Origin of the sequence: Desulfovibrio sp., from assembly GCF_047607245.1 — a bacterium.
Taxonomy (GTDB): domain Bacteria; phylum Desulfobacterota; class Desulfovibrionia; order Desulfovibrionales; family Desulfovibrionaceae; genus Desulfovibrio.
The window spans coordinates 1-17,135 of record NZ_JASGDK010000036.1 but is presented as its reverse complement, the minus strand read 5'-3'; the positions used below and the strand labels follow the sequence as shown (position 1 = coordinate 17,135).

At 57.9% G+C, this 17,135-nt stretch carries 15 protein-coding genes; 7 read left to right on the top strand and 8 right to left on the bottom strand.

Annotated features, from left to right (window positions below; all coding sequences use genetic code 11):
* The first annotated feature begins 20 nt into the window (after nt 1–20).
* The 5 genes from QM579_RS02765 to QM579_RS02745 all read left to right on the top strand — a co-directional run bounded on the left by QM579_RS02765 (nt 21) and on the right by QM579_RS02745 (nt 4,796).
* Complete coding sequence (locus tag QM579_RS02765) at nt 21–1,142, top strand: branched-chain amino acid ABC transporter substrate-binding protein (RefSeq protein ID WP_414997696.1); 1,122 nt, start codon at nt 21–23, stop codon at nt 1,140–1,142.
* A 203-nt stretch (nt 1,143–1,345) separates the two neighbouring features.
* Nucleotides 1,346–2,251 (top strand): branched-chain amino acid ABC transporter permease, encoded by a 906-nt coding sequence (locus QM579_RS02760; RefSeq protein WP_183718760.1) that lies wholly within the window; start codon nt 1,346–1,348, stop codon nt 2,249–2,251.
* Nucleotides 2,248–3,315 carry a branched-chain amino acid ABC transporter permease gene (locus QM579_RS02755; protein WP_414997695.1) on the top strand — a complete coding sequence of 356 codons (1,068 nt, stop codon included), beginning with the start codon at nt 2,248–2,250 and terminating at the stop codon, nt 3,313–3,315. Before QM579_RS02760 ends, QM579_RS02755 begins: the two co-directional genes overlap by 4 nt.
* On the top strand, nt 3,312–4,082 hold the full coding sequence (locus tag QM579_RS02750) for an ABC transporter ATP-binding protein (RefSeq protein ID WP_414997694.1): 771 nt from the start codon (nt 3,312–3,314) through the stop codon (nt 4,080–4,082). The genes QM579_RS02755 and QM579_RS02750 overlap by 4 nt, the downstream gene beginning before the upstream one ends.
* A gap of 3 nt (nt 4,083–4,085) precedes the next feature.
* A complete protein-coding gene (locus tag QM579_RS02745; RefSeq protein WP_414997693.1) occupies nt 4,086–4,796 on the top strand; it encodes an ABC transporter ATP-binding protein in 711 nt (236 codons plus the stop codon).
* A gap of 312 nt (nt 4,797–5,108) precedes the next feature.
* Here the strand turns inward: QM579_RS02745 and QM579_RS02740 are convergent, their stop codons facing one another.
* Together QM579_RS02740 and QM579_RS02735 are read right to left on the bottom strand one after the other, a co-directional pair.
* Nucleotides 5,109–6,185: a dihydrodipicolinate reductase gene (locus QM579_RS02740; protein WP_414997692.1), complete on the bottom strand. Its 1,077-nt coding sequence runs from the start codon at nt 6,183–6,185 to the stop codon at nt 5,109–5,111.
* Between the two features lie 119 nt (nt 6,186–6,304).
* Nucleotides 6,305–7,288, bottom strand: coding sequence for a DMT family transporter (locus QM579_RS02735; protein ID WP_414997691.1), 984 nt, complete (start codon nt 7,286–7,288; stop codon nt 6,305–6,307).
* A 131-nt stretch (nt 7,289–7,419) separates the two neighbouring features.
* On the opposite strand from QM579_RS02735, the gene QM579_RS02730 reads away from it, so the two are divergent.
* Together QM579_RS02730 and QM579_RS02725 are read left to right on the top strand one after the other, a co-directional pair.
* Nucleotides 7,420–7,683, top strand: a complete 264-nt coding sequence (locus QM579_RS02730) for a hypothetical protein (RefSeq protein ID WP_414997690.1) — start codon at nt 7,420–7,422, stop codon at nt 7,681–7,683.
* 49 nt (nt 7,684–7,732) lie between these two features.
* Entirely contained in the window at nt 7,733–8,656 is a 924-nt protein-coding gene (locus tag QM579_RS02725; RefSeq protein WP_414997689.1) for a LysR family transcriptional regulator, read from the top strand.
* A gap of 416 nt (nt 8,657–9,072) precedes the next feature.
* Here QM579_RS02725 and QM579_RS02720 read toward each other — a convergent pair whose 3' ends face one another.
* From QM579_RS02720 to pheT, 6 genes are all read right to left on the bottom strand, one after another.
* Nucleotides 9,073–9,882 carry a MipA/OmpV family protein gene (locus QM579_RS02720; RefSeq protein ID WP_414997688.1) on the bottom strand — a complete coding sequence of 270 codons (810 nt, stop codon included), beginning with the start codon at nt 9,880–9,882 and terminating at the stop codon, nt 9,073–9,075.
* A gap of 8 nt (nt 9,883–9,890) precedes the next feature.
* A complete protein-coding gene (locus tag QM579_RS02715; RefSeq protein WP_414997687.1) occupies nt 9,891–11,060 on the bottom strand; it encodes a phosphoglycerate kinase in 1,170 nt (389 codons plus the stop codon).
* A gap of 120 nt (nt 11,061–11,180) precedes the next feature.
* Nucleotides 11,181–13,181, bottom strand: a complete 2,001-nt coding sequence (gene tkt, locus QM579_RS02710; RefSeq protein WP_414997686.1) for a transketolase — start codon at nt 13,179–13,181, stop codon at nt 11,181–11,183.
* Between the two features lie 10 nt (nt 13,182–13,191).
* Entirely contained in the window at nt 13,192–13,920 is a 729-nt protein-coding gene (gene rpe, locus QM579_RS02705) for a ribulose-phosphate 3-epimerase (RefSeq protein ID WP_414997685.1), read from the bottom strand.
* 193 nt (nt 13,921–14,113) lie between these two features.
* Nucleotides 14,114–14,467: a MerR family transcriptional regulator gene (locus QM579_RS02700; protein WP_183718469.1), complete on the bottom strand. Its 354-nt coding sequence runs from the start codon at nt 14,465–14,467 to the stop codon at nt 14,114–14,116.
* Between the two features lie 202 nt (nt 14,468–14,669).
* On the bottom strand, nt 14,670–17,075 hold the full coding sequence (gene pheT, locus QM579_RS02695; RefSeq protein ID WP_414997684.1) for a phenylalanine--tRNA ligase subunit beta: 2,406 nt from the start codon (nt 17,073–17,075) through the stop codon (nt 14,670–14,672).
* Nucleotides 17,076–17,135: the final 60 nt, after the last annotated feature.

Genomic DNA, 17,135 nt, shown 5'->3' with positions numbered 1-17,135 from the left:
ATAACGGACGGGGGATTTTTATGAAAGCACTTGGTCGTTTGCTTGGGGCTCTTGCCCTCACCCTGCTGGTGCCTGTGGCGGCTCTTGCCGGAGACATCAAGATCGGCCTCATGTGCCCCCTTACGGGCAAATGGGCCTCTGAAGGGCAGGACATGAAGAACATTGTCAGCCTGCTGGCTGACGAGGTCAATGCCAAGGGCGGCATCAATGGCCGTCAGATCAAGATCGTGGTGGAAGACGACGCGGGCGACCCGCGTACCGCCGCTCTTGCCGCGCAAAAGCTGGCTTCGGCTGGCGTGGTGGCTGTTATCGGCACGTATGGTTCTGCCGTTACAGAAGCAAGTCAGAACATTCTGGATGAAGCCCAGCTGGTGCAGATCGGCACGGGTTCCACCAGCGTGCGCCTGACGGAAAAAGGCCTGCCCCTTTTCTTCCGCACCTGCCCGCGTGACGATGCGCAGGGCCGCGCTGCGGCAGAGGCCATTGTAAAGGGCGGCTACAAGTCTGTGGCGCTGCTGCACGACAATTCTTCCTATGCCAAGGGTTTGGCTGAAGAAACCAAGGCCGCCCTGGACAAGGCTGGCGTCAAAGTGGTCTTTTACGACGCTCTTACCCCCGGAGAGCGCGACTATACGGCCATTCTGACCAAGCTCAAATCTGCCAAACCCGATCTCGTGTTCTTCACCGGTTACTACCCTGAAACGGGTATGTTGCTGCGCCAGAAGAAAGAAATGGGCTGGCCCGTGCCTATGATGGGCGGCGACGCCGCCAACCATCAGGATCTGGTAAAAATCGCCGGGAACGAAGCGGCTGAAGGCTATTTTTTCATCAGCCCGCCCTTGCCGCAGGATATGGACACTGCTGAAGCCAAGGCTTTTCTTGATGCCTTCAAGGCCAAGTACAATGCCGTGCCCGTTTCTGTGTGGGCCGTGCTGGCTGGCGACGCCTTCAAGGTTATCGAGGCCGCTCTGGCCGCTGGCAATGACAAGCCTGAAGCTATTGCCGCCTGGCTGAAAAACCTCAAGGACATGCCCGGTCTTTCCGGCAGCCTTGGTTTTGACGCCAAGGGCGACCGCGTGGGTGAGTTCTATCGTACCTATGTGGTTGACGGTAAGGGCGTATTTGTCTTGCAGGCCAAGTAAACAGGCCGTACAGTGTGCCCCGCGTCTGCGTTTCAGCAGCGCGAAAACAGTAAATACGTAATGACGTCCGTGGCGGCGGTCCGGTTTTTCCGGCCCGCCGCCCGGATGCGCAAATGGGAGCCGCCTGGAGCGGCTCCGGCGGCGGAATCGCGCTCCTCCCGGTCACCTTCGGCTACCGGAGCGTGGCAAGGGTACAACGCTTTATGGAACAGTTTTTACAACAGCTTTTGAATGGTCTTGCCGTGGGTGGTATCTATGCCCTGGTGGCTCTGGGCTATACGATGGTGTACGGCGTGCTGAAGCTTATCAACTTTGCGCACGGCGATCTTTTTACCATTGGCGCCTACCTTGGGCTGACCCTGCTGGTAAGCTGCAATTTTTCCGGGATGCTCAATCCCGTGCTGGCTGTACTGGCCGTCTTTGTGATGGTGGCTTTGCTGGTTGCGCTTATTGGTTTTCTTCTGGAGCGCACGGCGTACCGTCCTTTACGCAATGCCGGCCGCCTTTCGGCCGTGGTTTCGGCCCTTGGGGCTTCCATATTTTTTCAGAACGCCATCATGCTCATCTACGGGGCACGCTTTTACGTCTACCCCGACTATCTCAGGCCCGACTTCACAGTGCAGCTGTTCGGTCTGGCCGTTCCCGGCGTGCGCCTGCTGGTTATTGCGGCCAGCGTCATACTTATGCTTGGGCTTTGGGCCTTCATTCAGCGCTCGCGCACAGGCGCGGCCATTCGCGCTGTGGCCATTGACCCCGGCGCCGCGCAGCTTATGGGCATCAACGTGGATCGCATCATCGGTCTGGTCTTTCTTATCGGGCCGGGGCTTGGCGGAGCTGCCGGGCTTATGGTGGGCATCTACTACGGGCAGATTGACTTCACTATGGGCTGGACCTATGGCCTCAAGGCCTTTACCGCCGCCATCCTGGGCGGCATAGGCAATATCCCGGGAGCCATGATAGGCGGGCTTTTGCTGGGCGTTATCGAGGCTTTGGCCGCAGGCTATATAGCCATCGCCTGGAAAGACGCCATAGCGTTTTTTGTGCTCATTCTCATTCTCATCATCCGGCCCACGGGCATTCTGGGCGAGCGCACGGCGGACAAGCTATGAAAACAGAGCCATTGCGCATAGCTGTCAGGGTTGCCCTGGCGGCTGTTATCTGTACGCTGCCCCTGTTCAGCAATGCCTACTGGACTGACGTGTGCGTAAGCATTGGCCTTTACGCGCTGCTTTCTCTCTCGCTCAACGTCATTCTGGGGCAGTCGGGCATCTTTCATATGGGGCACGCGGCCTTTTTTGCCGTGGGCGCTTACGCCACTGCCATCTTGAACACGCTTTGCCATTGGCCCATATTCTGGACCATGCCCGTTGCCGGAGCCGTGGCGGCCCTTTTTGCCCTGCTTGTGGCACGGCCCATCATTCATTTGCGCGGCGACTATCTGCTTATCGTCACCATCGGCATTGTGGAAATTGTGCGCATCGCCCTTATCAATGACGTTTTCGGTCTCACGGGCGGGGCCAACGGCATTTTCGGCATCAGCCGTCCCAATTTTTTTGGCTTCAGAATAGTCAAGGGCATACAGTTCTACTATCTGGTCTGGGGCATGGTGGCCGTAAGCCTGCTGCTTTTCTATGGCCTGTGGCATTCGCGCTTTGGCCGCGCCCTGAACTACATCAAGGAAGATGACGTGGCCGCTGAAGGCTGCGGGGTCAATGTCACCCACTACAAGCTTATGGCCTTTGTGCTGGGCGCGTTTTGGGCAGGCATGGCCGGAACGCTGTACGCCGCAAAAATGACGACCATTTCGCCGGAATCTTTCAGCTTTATGGAATCTGTCATTATTTTTGCGGTGGTCATTCTTTCGGGCGGCAGCCAGATTGGCGTGCTTATCAGCGCTTTTCTTTTCATCGGCTTGCCGGAACTGCTGCGCGAATTTTCCAATGCCCGCATGCTTATTTTTGGTCTGGCTATGATGGTCATGATGGTCTGGCGGCCTCAGGGGCTGTTGCCGCCGCGCCGCCGCCGCTATCACGTAGGCTCTCTTGTGGAGAGCGGTTCTGACGGCGGTTCCAATGGCGGGTCTGGCGATGGGGCTGGCTCCAGCGGCCAACCTGCTGACGCTGCTGTCGGCGCAGGCAGCGAAGCACAGGCCACTGGCGGGAGGCCCGCATGAGTCTTTTGCGCTTGCAGGAAGTGACCAAGGTCTTTGGCGGCCTTGTAGCTGTGAATGACCTGACCTTCAGTGTGGACGCGGGCAGCGTGGTAGGGCTTATCGGCCCCAACGGCGCAGGCAAGACCACGGTGTTCAACTGCATTACAGGCAACTACACACCAGAGAAAGGCCGTATTTTTTTTGACGGCGAGCCTGTGTCCGGGCTGCGCCCGCACAAGGTCGTGGAGCTGGGCATTGCCCGCACCTTCCAGAGCATCCGGCTGTTCGGCAAATTGTCTGTGCTGGAAAATGTTCTGGCCGGGCGGCATTGCCGAATGAAGTCGGGCATGCTGTCCTGCATGCTGCATCTGCCCTGGCAGCGCCGTGAAGAACGCGCCGCCGTGGCCCGCTGTATGGAAGAATTGCGCTTTGTGGGCTTGGCTGACCGCCATGCCGAAGCCGCAGGCGGGCTTTCTTACGGCAACCAGCGTTTGCTTGAAATCGCCCGCGCTCTGGCATCGGACCCGCGCCTGCTCATCCTTGATGAGCCAGCGGGCGGCATGAATGATCAGGAAACCGCCGCACTGGTTGATACCATCGCGGCCATACGCGACAGGGGCATTACCGTGCTGCTTATTGAGCATGACATGCGTCTTGTCATGAAAATATGTGAAAAACTGGTGGTGCTGGAACACGGCACTATGATAGCCCAGGGTGAGCCGGAGGCCGTGCGCCGTAATCCGGCGGTGGTAGAGGCCTACCTGGGCGTAGAAGACGAGAAGTGGTAAGCTATGTCCCTGCTGCAATTGTCGAATATACGGGTTAGCTATGGCAGCGTCGAGGTGCTGCACGGCATTGACCTGCGGGTGGAAGAGGGCGAGATCGTCACCATTCTCGGAGCCAACGGCGCTGGCAAAAGCACCACACTGCTTTCCATAAGCGGGCTTGTGCGGCCAGCCTCTGGCGAGATTCTTTTTGACGGGCAGGATCTGCTGCGTCTGCCGAGCCACAAGGTCGTGGGCCTGGGCATAGCCCAGTCGCCCGAAGGACGCCGGGTTTTTGGCGTCATGAGCGTGCTTGAAAATCTGCGCCTCGGGGCCTTTTGCATTGAAGACAAGACCCGCAGCGAGCGCACGCTTGAATGGATATTTGACCTTTTTCCACGTCTTCTTGAGCGCAAGGACCAGCTGGCTGGCACGCTTTCAGGCGGCGAACAGCAAATGCTGGCCATCGGACGCGCGCTTATGGCCGAACCGCGCCTGCTGCTGCTTGACGAGCCTTCTCTTGGGCTGGCTCCCCTGCTGGTGCGTTCCATCTTTGAAACCGTGCGGGCCATCAACAAGCGCGGCGTAACAGTGCTGCTTGTGGAGCAGAATGCCCGTGCGGCTCTAAAGCTGGCATCGCGCGGCTATGTGCTGGAAGTGGGCAAGGTGGTTATGGAAGACAAGGCGCAGAGCCTGCTGAACAACGCCAGCGTGCGTGAAGCCTACCTTGGCGGTTAAGCGCGGCTTTTGAATACGGTATTTCGCGATTGAAACAGAGGCTCAAGGTTGCGCCCATAAGGCAAACCAAGCCACTGCGCCAAAGCTAAAATACACTGAGGACTGCCTCTCACTAAATGGTTTTGCGCCAACGGGCATGAAAAAAGTCTTTTGACGCGGTCAGTTGGACAAAAGAATTATTTTGCGGCAGCCTCTGGCTCGAAGCACCAGCTCAACGGCAAGTATCGCGGCCGCCCTTATTGCGTAAATTTTGTATAAAGAGCCCCGCGCCTCCTCAGAGGCGCGGGGCTCTTGTGTGCAGATACTGGCAGTTTATTTTTTTACGTAATAGTCCAGAGGCTTCACCCTGTAGCTGTTCACGGGCATCTGGTCAGTTGTCACATAGCCGGGCGCTGAATTGATGAGGTCGGGAATGCGGTTCACCAGCGTGGCGCAGGTCAGCTCCACGGTGGAGGGTTTGGTAATGACAACCTGGGTGTCCGGTTCGCCCATAAGGGTCCAGTCGTTACGGTCCACCTCGCCGGGGGCGTACACCTTGCCGATGCATTCACTCTCAATGGTGATGCCTTCCTGCGTCTCGGTGGTAACCACAGCAGACATGCCCGTGGCACGTCCGGCGGGAATGGTCATTCCCAGTGTGTCGGATTTCAGCTCGGCAGAATGCGTCATGGGCACGCATTTCTGCGTCTGGCTGGTGACTGTAAGGCCTAGGCTGGCCGCCAGCCAGCCGTTGACGTTCCACATGTAGGAGGGCAAAAAATCGCCCTTTTCTATAAGCGCCTTGCGTTCAGCTTCGGGGATATTGTCAGCCGAGGCAATGTCTTTTTCAAAGGCTTTCAGATCAAGGCCAGCGCCGTGCGCCTTGGCCAGCGCGATGCCGTAGTCTTCCACGTTATAGCTGGACCTGCCGCGGATTTTTCTGATGGTGTGCATGGCCCCGGCCAGAGTGGTAATGAGGTTGCCCCAGAAAACATCCTGATATCCCGTACCGCAGATGGTGCAGCCGGTCTTTTTGGCCAGTTCGTCAATTTCACGGGTGAGGGCTGGTGAAGAATTGATGGGATAAATGGCCTCTTCACATATGGTGATGGCATTAACACCGCTTCGCGCGCAGGCCATGAGGGGATCTTTGAGGTCGCGCAAAAGGCTCATGGTGGTGACAAGGCAGGCGTCGGGTTTGAGTTCTGCAAGCACCTTGCACGCCTGCGACGCGTCCTGAACAATGACGCCCTTGTTTTCGCAACCCATGATGGAGCCGATATCCTGGCCCACCACTGCCGGGTTCACGTCAAAGGCTGCTACAATTTCCGCACCTTTTTCATAGACATAGCGCATTGAATATCGAGACATTTTCCCGCAACCATATTGGGCTATCCGTAACTTGCTCATGGATTACTCCTGGTTTGGAAACACGAAGTGATTGAAAACAGATTTCAATAACAGTCTATCTTCTCCAGCCGGAAAAGCAAGCAGACCCTGCCCTGCGCAAAGCGTGACTGATACTGCCGTCACGCCAGTTTTTTAATTTGTCTTGGCCGCAGGGCCACATACAGCCCCGCAACAATGGCCGTAGCTCCGGCGGCGTCCTGAACGCCGATGTCAGTGCCGAGAATCAGGGCAGAAAGCGCCAGTCCTGAAAGCGGGTTGAGCAGGTTGTAAGAAGCCGCCATAGACGGCCCCTGCGTGCGTATGAGCAGCAACCACAAGGCCATGCCTGTCAAACTGACCACCACCAGCCATATCAGTGCGATTTGCGCGGGCCATGTGAGCTGTAAGGGGGTCGCATCCGTGAAAGCAGCGGGCGCAAAGCAGAGCATGGCGCAGACGGACATCCAGAAATTCACAGGAAGCAAGGGCAGGTCGTCATACTTGCCGCGAAACAGCACCGCGCCTGCCGAAAAGGCCAGCGTTGCCCCAACCGTCATAACAAGACCAAGGATCGCACCCGCATGGAGGCCCGTAATGCCTACCATAATGACCACGCCCGTAAAGGCGATGGCAAAGCCCAGCAGCTTTTCCTTGTCGAAAGATTCCTGCCCGCGCAGGGCTGCCAGCGTCATTGTCATAAATGGAGCACAGGAAACCACAATGACGACCCATGAGGGGGGCAGTCTTTGCAGAGCTGAAAAATTCAGGCCCAGGTACGCAACGTTATTGAGCAGGCCAAGAAGTATTCCGGCCAGTATGGCCTGTTTGCCCTTGGGTCCCATCAGTTTTTTTCCGCACAGAGGCAGAAGTACCAGCACTGTCAGCACAAAACGGTAGAACAGAGTGGCAAATGGCCCCATTTCCATAACTGTCATCTTGCCAGCGATGAAAGCGGAACTCCATATGACGCTGAAAAGCACTCCCACAGCGTAGCGCTCCCAGCGTTGTCCTCTTGTGTGAGCCACAGCCAGAGCCGGGCGCAGGCTTTTCTCCGTTGCCTTACAGGGTTGAGGACCTGCTGCGGCGCTGTGGTTACTGTTCTGTTTGTCATTGTTCTGAATCATATTGTATTTCCTGCCATAGCGTATGGCATGCGGATTCCGGTCGCTTGAGCCGTCATAGGTTTTGCTGTGGCGGATACTTGGCAGGCATAAAATACAAATAACGCCGTTTCCGCAGTTGCCTGTACCGCAACGTGCTGCCGTATCGCCGTGCAGCAGCAGAATTTTTTCCTGCCCTTCTGAATCCGGGCAACTCAGCGCAAATCCAGGCAAATCCGGCCAAGCCACGCCAAATTGAAAATCCGGCCAAGTCTTCCAAGCCTCACCAGGCCGTGCAAGGTGCGTCCCCAGAGGATGGAAAAGGTGGATTGGCAAAAAGTGATTCGCTCCAAGAGCGTCCTGCCCTGACGATAAAATTCAAAGTTGTTGAACAGTATTTTTCACTTGATAATTTGTAAAATTAATATTTAGCATATCAAAATAAGTTTAGATAATATTGAGGTGATTATGCTTTCAGACGTATCCACCCTGTCGCAAAGCCGGGCCATCACACTTGAGCATTTGCGGGCCTTTGCTGTTGTTGCCCACTGCCGCAGTTTTCAAAAGGCGGGCGTTAAGCTTTGCCGCAGCCAGTCAGCAGTCACCCAGGCCGTGAAAAGGCTGGAGGCGCAGCTTAACTGCACACTGCTGTATCGCAGTCACGGGCATGTAGCGGGTCTCACGCCAGAGGGTGAGCGTATTCTGCCGGAAATAGTCGATGTGCTTTTGCGGCTGGACCACGTAATTCAGGCAGGCAGAAGGCCGGAGCTGAAAGGGCGTATTCAGGTTGGCATTCCGCCCAGCTTCAGCGCGGTTGAACTGCAAGGAGCCGTTGCCCGCCTGCTGGCCCTGAATCCTGGTTTGCAAATCGGCATTATATCAGACATGTCCAGCGATCTTGAACAGATGCTGGTTGAAGGAAGTCTGGATGTGGCCCTCATCAACCAGTACAGATTCGATGACGGCACGCTGCCGCAGGGGATATTTCAGGAACTCTGCCGTCAGCCGCTGCTGTGGCTGTGTAATGCGCCGAAAGTAGTGAACCATGCGGGCGAGATTCCCTTGCTCACCTATTCAGAAGGCAGCCCCTGGCGTGCCGCTGCTGTGGATGCGCTGGATCAGGCAGGCCTTGCCTACAACTTTGCCTATGTGAGCGCATCGTACGAAAGCCTGTGTTGTTCGCTGCTGGCGGGTTTTGGCGTTACTGCCTTGCCGGGATGGGATATTGACGAGCGCTTCTGCATTGTTGATGGCAGCCACGGCTTACCACCCTTGCCCGCGGTTCGTACGGTGCTCAAAAGCCGTTCACAGAGCACGGTTGTGCAGCAGTTTTGCGATTTTATTGCCGGGTTGCCGTTTTTTGTGCGGGCCAGGGAGCACAGGCATGACTAGGGCTGTTTCCAAATAATTCTCTTGCCCTACTGGCTGCGGCAAAAGGCTATCCTTTACTCTCGTCATGTACCGCAAAAGTACACACTCCTTTCGTAAAAAAGCCTTTCCTTGCCCTTGGGCAAAATCATTCATTTAAAAACAGTCCCAAAGCTCTTTACCGTTGAAAGGCTTTAGAGGCCTGATGCTGGCAAATTAGTCATGCCTGAATGGCATACAGTGAACGAACGGAAGGGCAGTGGATCGGCCAGACGTGCGTGCCTTCTTGCATGCGGGGAGCATTCTTAACGGTTATTGCGTGCCGCAAGGCAAACACGGCGGAAAAAGTTTGCGCTCTCCGTAGCCAGAAGTACTGGTTCAGGAGAGCGCAAACGCAGCTTAAAGCTCAGCGGCCTTGAGCAGACTAACCTGGAAAATGCTTAAAAGGCGTACAACAGGCCCGCGCTGAAGGAATACGTTGTGGTGCGTTCCACCATTGGGCTGTCGGTAATTTCGTTGCCGAGAAACAGCGCCTTGGCATTGGCAATAACGCTCCAGTCTTCGGTAAGAATCATCCGCATGGTCAGCCCGGCGTAGGGCGAAAAGGCACTTTCAGGGCTGTATTCCTTGAAGCCGCTGGCGCGAGATTCGCTGGAGCTGATGCTGTAGTAATAGTCGTTATAGTTGCTGTCCGTCCACTGCACGCCCACGGCTGGGGTGATCATGACATTTTCGAACCGCACGGGATAGGCGTACGAAACATCAGCCATGACGCCGTTGTTTACGCCCAGCACATCGGTGGACACTGTGGCGGAAGCCTGCCCGTACTGCGTGCGCAACGTATAGTTCAACCCGGCCATCAACGAGGAATAGCGGTCATCCAGACGCTTCATCCTGTCGTTGTCGCTCCAGGATGCATAGAAATTCTGCGGCAGGTAGGAGACCTGCACGTTGATTTCCTGATAGCGGTCTCTATAGACATGCACGCCGCCGCTCAACCCACGCAAGTACAGCCACTTGCCTTCATAGCCGATCAGGGGCAGCGGTGACCCCAATGAATCGATGCCTTTGTATTCCGAAGTGCGCAGCGTTGCGCCAGCGCCAGCGTTGAAGCCCCATTTGTCGGCCTGCGCTGCTGCATCAGCAGGATGTTCCTCCCAGGCTTCCTGAGCCATAGCGGCAACAGGCGCGCACAGGGCGAACGTGAGCAGGGTCTGCAGAATCAGTCTGCCAAGAATGGTATTTTTCATTGAGACACCTAGGCCCGGTCTTCCAGAGCAGCCACGGAAGGCAGTTTTTTGCCCTCCAGCAGCTCCAGCGAAGCACCGCCGCCAGTTGAGATATAGCCCATACGGTCAGCCAGACCGTATTTTTCAACAGCGGCCACACTGTCGCCGCCGCCAACAACCACAAACGCCTTGGAGTCGCCCAGATATTCGGCCAGCGCCTTGGTTCCGTCGCCAAAGGGATCGATTTCAAAAGCGCCCACGGGGCCGTTCCACACCACGGTGGCGGCTTTGGCCAGATATTTTTCGTACAGATTCAGGGTTTCAGGGCCGATGTCCAGTATCATCTGGTCGCCCGGCACGTCGCCCACGGCATGCAGCATGGCACGCTGGCCGGGGGCAAACTCTTCGGCGGTGATCACGTCTACGGGCAGGGGCAGTTCTTTGTTGAGGGTCTTGGCCAGTTCCATAACTTTTTTGGCTTCGGGCACAAGATCTTCTTCGTACAGGGACTTGCCGACCATATAGCCGGCTGCGGCCAGAAACGTGTTGGCAATGCCGCCGCCCACTATGAGCACGTCAACTTTGTTCAGCAGATTTTCAAGCAGGCTGAGCTTGGTGGAAACCTTGGCTCCGCCAATGATGGCAATCAGGGGGCGGGCGGGGTTATCAAGCACCTTGTCAAAGGCTTCCAGCTCTGCCTGAAGCAGAGGCCCGGCGCAGGCCACCTTGGCCACGCGAATGGCGCCCTCTGTGGAGGCATGGGCCCGGTGGGCGGCGCCAAAGGCGTCCATAACGTAGACATCGCCAAGACTTGCCAGCTTTTCGGCCAGCTGGGGATCATTTTTCTTTTCACCCGGCAAAAAGCGCACATTTTCCAGCAGGGTCACCTGACCGGGCTGAACTTTGGCTTCTTCCAGAGTTTTGGCAAGCGTCACAGGCTGCCCAAGCTGTTTTGCAAGGCTTTCGGCAACAGGGGCCAGAGAGAACTGCGCGTCGTACTGCCCTTCAGTGGGGCGGCCCAGGTGCGAAAGAAGAATGACGCCCGCGCCTTTTTCCAGCGCCAGCCTGATGGTGGGCAAGGCCGCGCGGATGCGCTTGTCATTGGTGATGACGCCATCCTTCATAGGCACATTGAGGTCTTCGCGAATGACAACGGTTTTGCCTGTGAGATCCAGATCCTGCATCTTCTTTATGGGCATTGCACGCTCCCTTTGCTGGACTTGCAGCGGATATTTTTTATGGCAGGTCAGGCCTTGGCAGGCCCAGCCCGGGTTGGCGCGGGGGCGGGACAAAACACCCGGCCCCTGCGCCAAGCGCCGTCAGTTTTTGCCCATAAGGGCGTGAGCTTTTTCCAGAGCATTGGCTACAGTAAAGCCCAGGCGTTCGAAAACCACATTGCCCGGGGCCGATGCGCCGAAGCCTTCCATACCGATAACAGCTCCGTCCAGACCCACATACTTGCTCCACCAGTCTGCGGCGGCTGCTTCAATGGCCAGACGTGCGCGTACGGCGCGGGGCAGTACACTTTCTTTGTATTCAGCGCTCTGGGCGTCAAAGATTTCTGCGCAGGGCATAGACACGACGCGGGCCTTGCGGCCATCGGCGGTGAGCTGGTCGGCAGTTTCAAGGGCCAGACCCACCTCGGAACCAGTAGCCATGATAATAATTTCAGGCGTGCCTTCGCAGTCACGCAGCACATAACCGCCGCGGGCGATGGCCGCCACCTGTTCCTGGCTGCGCTGGCAGAAGGGCAGGTTCTGACGCGAAAGGGAGAGGCCGGAAGGCGTGTGGGCGTCTTCGAGCGCGCTGATCCAGGCCACGGCCGTCTCCACTGTGTCGCAGGGACGCCAGAGGTGGAATTTAGGCATAAGCCGCAGCATGCCAAGCTGTTCCACAGGCTGGTGCGTGGGGCCGTCTTCGCCCACGCCGATGGAGTCGTGCGTCAGCACCCATATCACGCGGATGCCCATAATGGCGGCAAGGCGCAGGGCGTTCTTGGCCTGATCGGCAAAAGCCAGAAATGTTCCGGCATAGGGAATGAAGCCGCCGTGCAAAGCCAGGCCGTTCATGATGGCGCTCATGCCGAATTCGCGCACGCCGTAGGAAATGTAATTGCCCGTGTGCTTCTTCACATCCATATGCACTGAAGAACTGGTGAGGGTGCCCACAGAGCCTGTGAGGTCGGCGGAGCCGCCAGCCAGTTCAGGCAGACGGGGAACAAGATATTCCAGCGTTTTTTTGGAGGCCACGCGGGTCGCCGTGCTTTCGCCCTTGCTGACAGCTTCTTGCAGCGCGCCTGCGGCGATTTCCGCCCAATTGGCAGGCAGTTTGCCCTGCATGCGGCGGGTCAGCTCGGCGGCCAGTTCGGGGTGTGCCTTGGTGTAGGCATCAAAGAGGTTGCACCATGCCGCTTCAGATGCCTTTCCGGAATCGTGGGCATTCCAGGCGGTGTAGATATCTTGCGGAACGGTAAAGGGTGCTTCGTGCCAGCCAAGAGCGTCGCGCGTTGCGGCCACGCCGTCTTCACCAAGAGGGGAGCCGTGGCTTGAAGCCGAATCGGCTTTGGGCGAACCAAAACCGATGTGGGTCTGACAGATGATGAGGCTGGGGCGGGACGGGTCGGCCTTGGCCTCGGCCAGCGCCTTGTCCAGAGCGGCGGCGTCATGCCCGTCCACAGGGCCGATGACCTGCCAGTTGTAGGCGCGGTAGCGGGCGGCCACATCTTCGTCAAACCATGCGTCGATCTTGCCGTCGATGGAGATGCCGTTGGAGTCGTACATAACAATGAGCTTGCCCAGACCCCAGGTGCCAGCCAGCGAGCAGGCCTCGTGCGAAACGCCTTCCATAAGGCAACCGTCGCCCACAAAGACGTAGGTGTGGTGATCCACAACCTTGTATTCGGGCGTATTGAACTGGGTTGCCAGCATGCTTTCGGCAAGAGCCAGGCCCACAGCGGAGGAAACGCCCTGACCTAGCGGGCCCGTGGTCATTTCAATGCCCATGTGGGGTTCATATTCGGGATGCCCGGCTGTTTTTGCTCCCCACTGGCGGAAATTGCGAATTTCTTCCATAGGCAGGTCGTAGCCTGTGAGGTGCAGCAGAGCGTAAAGCAGCATGGAAGCATGCCCGTTGGACAGTATGAAGCGGTCGCGGTTGAACCACAGGGGATTGGCAGGATTGTGCCTGAATCCGTGCCGCCAAAGGGCTTCGGCCATATCGGCCATGCCAAGGGGAGCGCCGGGGTGGCCGGAGCGGGCTTTTTCAACGGCGTCCATAGCAAGGGCGCGGATAGCGTTGGCGCACTGTCTGCGGGTGGGCATGATCATTCCTCTATTTTTGCTTGGTATGGGTATCTGCTGAAGGCTGTCGCAGTGCGGCAGCCCGAACGGCGGGGCGTATTTCGCGTCCGTCCAGGGGCTTCATGAAGGCAGCCAGACGTGCATCGTAGGGTTTGTGCCCAAAAAAGGCCGAACCTGAAACAAGCACGTCGGCCCCGGCTTCCACCAGTTGGGCCGTGTTTTCGGGGCACACGCCGCCGTCCACCTGAATAAGCACATCCTCGCCGCCACAGGCGTCCAGCAGGCGGCGGGCAGCGCGGATCTTGTCAAAAGTGGCCGGAATGAACGCCTGACCCGAAAAACCGGGGTTGACGCTCATGATGAGCAGCATGTCCATATCATTGACGAGCCAGCGTATGGCACCAAGGTCTGTGCCGGGATTCAGCGCCACGCCAGCCTTGCAGCCCATTTCGCGTATGGCGGAAAGCGTGCGCTGCGGGTGGCGGTCGGCCTCTGCATGGATGACCAGCATGTCTGCGCCCGCGTTTTTGAAATCGCGGATGTAGCGGGACGGGTCTTCCACCATAAGGTGCACGTCAAAAAAAAGCCCGCTGCCAGGCCTGAGAGCCTTGATCAGCGGGGGACCAAAGGTGATATTGGGCACATAAGCGCCGTCCATCACATCAAGGTGCAGCCAGGTTACCCCGGCAGCTTCAAGAGCTTGCAGCTCTTCAGCCAGACGTGAAAAATCGGCGGAAAGCAGCGATGGTGATAGAATCATGCGTTTTGTTCTGTCTGTTTTACGGAGGGGAACCCTGATGATTCCTGCATCCGCAGTTTGGCCGCTGCCTGTTCAAGCAGCCGACGGTGATAAAAATTCTGCTGACCGGGCGTGGTTTGCTTAAAGGCACCGCACTGGTGCGGAACCGCCGCCATTCAGCCCGGTATTTTCACGCTGCGCCGTTCAGCGGGCGCTATTCATTGCTGAGCAGACGGCGCACCGCTGTCAGTTCACGTTTGAGCATACGCATGAAATCCGGGTCTGGCACTGCGGCCACACGTTCGGGCAGGCTTTCGTCCAGCACCGCGCTGCCTTGCAGTACACGGCGCGCGCCTTCAATGGTCATGCCCTGTTCGTGCAGCAGTTGCTGTATGCGCCGCAAAAGGCCCACATGCTCTTCGGTGTACAGACGCTGCCCCTTGCCCGTGCGCAGGGGAGCCAACTGGGGAAATTCCGTTTCCCAGAAGCGCAGCACATGGGTTTTGAGGTTGAGCAGTTCCGCAACTTCACCGATGCGGTAGGTTTTTTCGTCGTTGTGGTCCTGCATGGGCCCTCCGGACGTCCTCCAGAGCATTTATATTCCGGCCAGCGACGGCAAGAAAGTTTTAGAGCATCTCAGCTTTAAAAAGTCGCAATGCTCTGCATGTCCAGCACCAAGCGCCGGAAACATTGCAATATGCTCCGGCGGCGCAGGCAAGCGCAGCAAACTTTTGTCAGCTGGCAGCATTTGCTTCCAGCTGACGTATGCTCTAGATTTTGACGCCCAGAGCCGCTACCAGCGACTGTGCCACTTTTTCCCTTTCCTTGTCCACTTCCGCATCCTTGAGGGTACGGTCAGCGTGGCGGAAAGTCAGGCGGAAGGTAAGGTTGCGCACGGCTTCCTGCCCTTCGGCTGCCTTGGGTTCAAAGCAGTCCACCAGCACCATATCTTCCAGCAACGGCAGGCCAAGGCCGCGCACATGAGCCACAATGGCGCTGACAGTAAGCCCTTGCCCGGCCATAACCGTGATGTCGCGCCGCACTGGCGGATACACGGGCAGGGGGCGGAAGCGTACCTGCGCAGCGTCATGCAGTTCGCGCAGAATTTCGAGGTTCAGTTCCGCAAGCCATACTTCTTTGCGGGCGTGGAATTCTTCGGCCATAGCGGGTCTGACCCGGCCAATGACGCCAACGGAGCGGCCATCGACTGTCACCTGAACGCAGGGCAGGAGGAAGGGATGCCCTTCCGCCAGCGTGCATTCCGGTGCGGGCAGGTGCAGGAAACGCAGCAGGTTTTCCACAATGCCCTTGATATCCGTATAGTCCAGATCGCCTTCGGGCTGGGGCCATGCGGTGTCAAAGCGTGCTCCGTAGAGCAGCACGCCAAGCATGCCAGTTTCGCGAGCCGTGGTTTCCGAGGTGGCGTCGGCTTCAAAGGTATTGGCCAGTTCAAAAAGACGCAGTCCCTGAATGCCCTGGGCCAGGTTGTTGCGCAGGTCGTAGAGCAGACCGGGAGCCAGCGCGGTGCGCAGGGCGTCCTGTTCAGCCGAAAGGGGGTTCATGATGGATATGCGGCCTTCACGCGGGAGACCAAGGTGGTCCATATCCTTGTGGCCCACAAAGCTGTAGTTGACGGCTTCGTTCAGGCCAAGGCCCGCTCCCCAGTGCTTGAGGCGTGACCAGAAGCTGAACCGGGATTCCGGTTCGCCTGCGCGGTCAAGATTGCGGGCCACGGCGGGCAGCTCGGGCGCAATGGTATCCAGACCGTGTACACGGCCCACTTCTTCCACAAGGTCGGCCTCGCGGGTGAGGTCGGGCCGCCACGAAGGCTGGCCCACACGCCACACGCTTGAAGAGGTATCCACGGCGCAGCCCATGCCCGTAAGCACCTTTTCGTCAAATTCCGGGGTCAGATGGACACCCAGCAGGGCATCGGCACGGGCCGGACGAAAATCTATGCTTGCGGCCTTGAATGGGCGCGGTTCGGAAATGGAAAGCCCCGGCTGCACAGTGCCGCCGCTCATAGCTGCCATCATAGCGCAGGCGCGGTCCAGCGCCCATACGGTGCGCTGCTGGTCAATGCCGCGTTCAAAGCGGTAGGAAGCTTCGGACGAAAGACCAAGGCGGCGCGAGGTCTTGCGGATCGTGCCGGGGCGGAACACGGCGCTTTCAAGAAAAACATTGGAGCTGGCTTCGGTAATTTCCGTATTGAGGCCGCCCATAACACCGGCCAGACCCACGGCGCGCGCGCCGTCACGGATGCAGAGATCCTGCGCGGTGAGCGTGCGTTCCTGTCCGTCCAGCGTTGTGAACTTTTCGCCTTCCTGCGCTGGGCTGACTTCGATGCGGCCACCTTCCAGCTTGTCCAGATCAAAGGAGTGCAGCGGCTGACCGCATTCGAACAGGATGTAGTTGGTCACGTCCACTATATTGGATATGGGGCGCACACCCACGGAGTTCAGGCGGTGGCGCAGCTGCATGGGCGAGGGTCCAATTTCCACGCCAGTAATGACGCGGCCTGAATACAGCCAGCAAAGATCGGGGTCCTTGATGTCGATGGGCACAAGGCGCTGGGGCGCGCTTTCGTCAATCTGGAGGGGCATGGCCGGAATATTCAGGGGCAGATTGAAGGCCAGTGCCGTTTCACGGGCAAGACCCAGCACCGAAAGGCAGTCTGCCCTGTTGGGCGTAATGGAAATGTCCAGAACCTCATGGTCCAGCGTGAGCTGCTCCACCAGGGGCTTGCCCACCACGTAGCTGTCAGGCAGCACCATAATGCCGGAATGGTCTTCCGTCAGGCCCAGTTCACGCTCTGAACATATCATGCCGAATGAAGGCGCGCCGCGCAGCTTGGCTTTTTTGATGACCATGCCGTCGGGCATGGTGGTGCCCACCAGCGCCACAGGCACCTTCTGGCCTTCGGCCACGTTGGGGGCTCCGCAGACGATGTCCAGCAATTCACCCTGGCCGGCGTCCACCTTGCAGACATGAAGGTGATCGGATTCGGGATGATCCTCACAGGCGACCACAAAGCCCACAACAATGGGGCGGATGGAATCGTAGGGACGCCGGATATCTTCCAGCTCGAGCCCGAGCATGGTCAGACGGTCACCCAGAGCTTCAGCCGTGCCTTCGTAAGGCGTAAAATCACGCAGCCAGGAAAGTGAGAGCAGCATAGCATGTCCTGTTTTCGCGGGGCCTCGGGCCACCGCGTTGGGCGTCATTGATAGTGGTGT

Excerpts from the sequence above, each read along its gene's own strand:
- QM579_RS02765 (WP_414997696.1), top strand. The coding sequence starts at position 21 with ATGAAAGCACTTGGTCGTTTGCTTGGGGCTCTTGCCCTCACCCTGCTG.
- QM579_RS02760 (WP_183718760.1), top strand. The coding sequence starts at position 1,346 with ATGGAACAGTTTTTACAACAGCTTTTGAATGGTCTTGCCGTGGGTGGT.
- QM579_RS02755 (WP_414997695.1), top strand. The coding sequence starts at position 2,248 with ATGAAAACAGAGCCATTGCGCATAGCTGTCAGGGTTGCCCTGGCGGCT.
- QM579_RS02750 (WP_414997694.1), top strand. The coding sequence starts at position 3,312 with ATGAGTCTTTTGCGCTTGCAGGAAGTGACCAAGGTCTTTGGCGGCCTT.
- QM579_RS02745 (WP_414997693.1), top strand. The coding sequence starts at position 4,086 with ATGTCCCTGCTGCAATTGTCGAATATACGGGTTAGCTATGGCAGCGTC.
- QM579_RS02740 (WP_414997692.1), bottom strand. The coding sequence starts at position 6,185 with ATGAGCAAGTTACGGATAGCCCAATATGGTTGCGGGAAAATGTCTCGA.
- QM579_RS02735 (WP_414997691.1), bottom strand. The coding sequence starts at position 7,288 with ATGATTCAGAACAATGACAAACAGAACAGTAACCACAGCGCCGCAGCA.
- QM579_RS02725 (WP_414997689.1), top strand. The coding sequence starts at position 7,733 with ATGCTTTCAGACGTATCCACCCTGTCGCAAAGCCGGGCCATCACACTT.
- QM579_RS02720 (WP_414997688.1), bottom strand. The coding sequence starts at position 9,882 with ATGAAAAATACCATTCTTGGCAGACTGATTCTGCAGACCCTGCTCACG.
- QM579_RS02715 (WP_414997687.1), bottom strand. The coding sequence starts at position 11,060 with ATGCCCATAAAGAAGATGCAGGATCTGGATCTCACAGGCAAAACCGTT.
- tkt (WP_414997686.1), bottom strand. The coding sequence starts at position 13,181 with ATGCCCACCCGCAGACAGTGCGCCAACGCTATCCGCGCCCTTGCTATG.
- rpe (WP_414997685.1), bottom strand. The coding sequence starts at position 13,920 with ATGATTCTATCACCATCGCTGCTTTCCGCCGATTTTTCACGTCTGGCT.
- QM579_RS02700 (WP_183718469.1), bottom strand. The coding sequence starts at position 14,467 with ATGCAGGACCACAACGACGAAAAAACCTACCGCATCGGTGAAGTTGCG.
- pheT (WP_414997684.1), bottom strand. The coding sequence starts at position 17,075 with ATGCTGCTCTCACTTTCCTGGCTGCGTGATTTTACGCCTTACGAAGGC.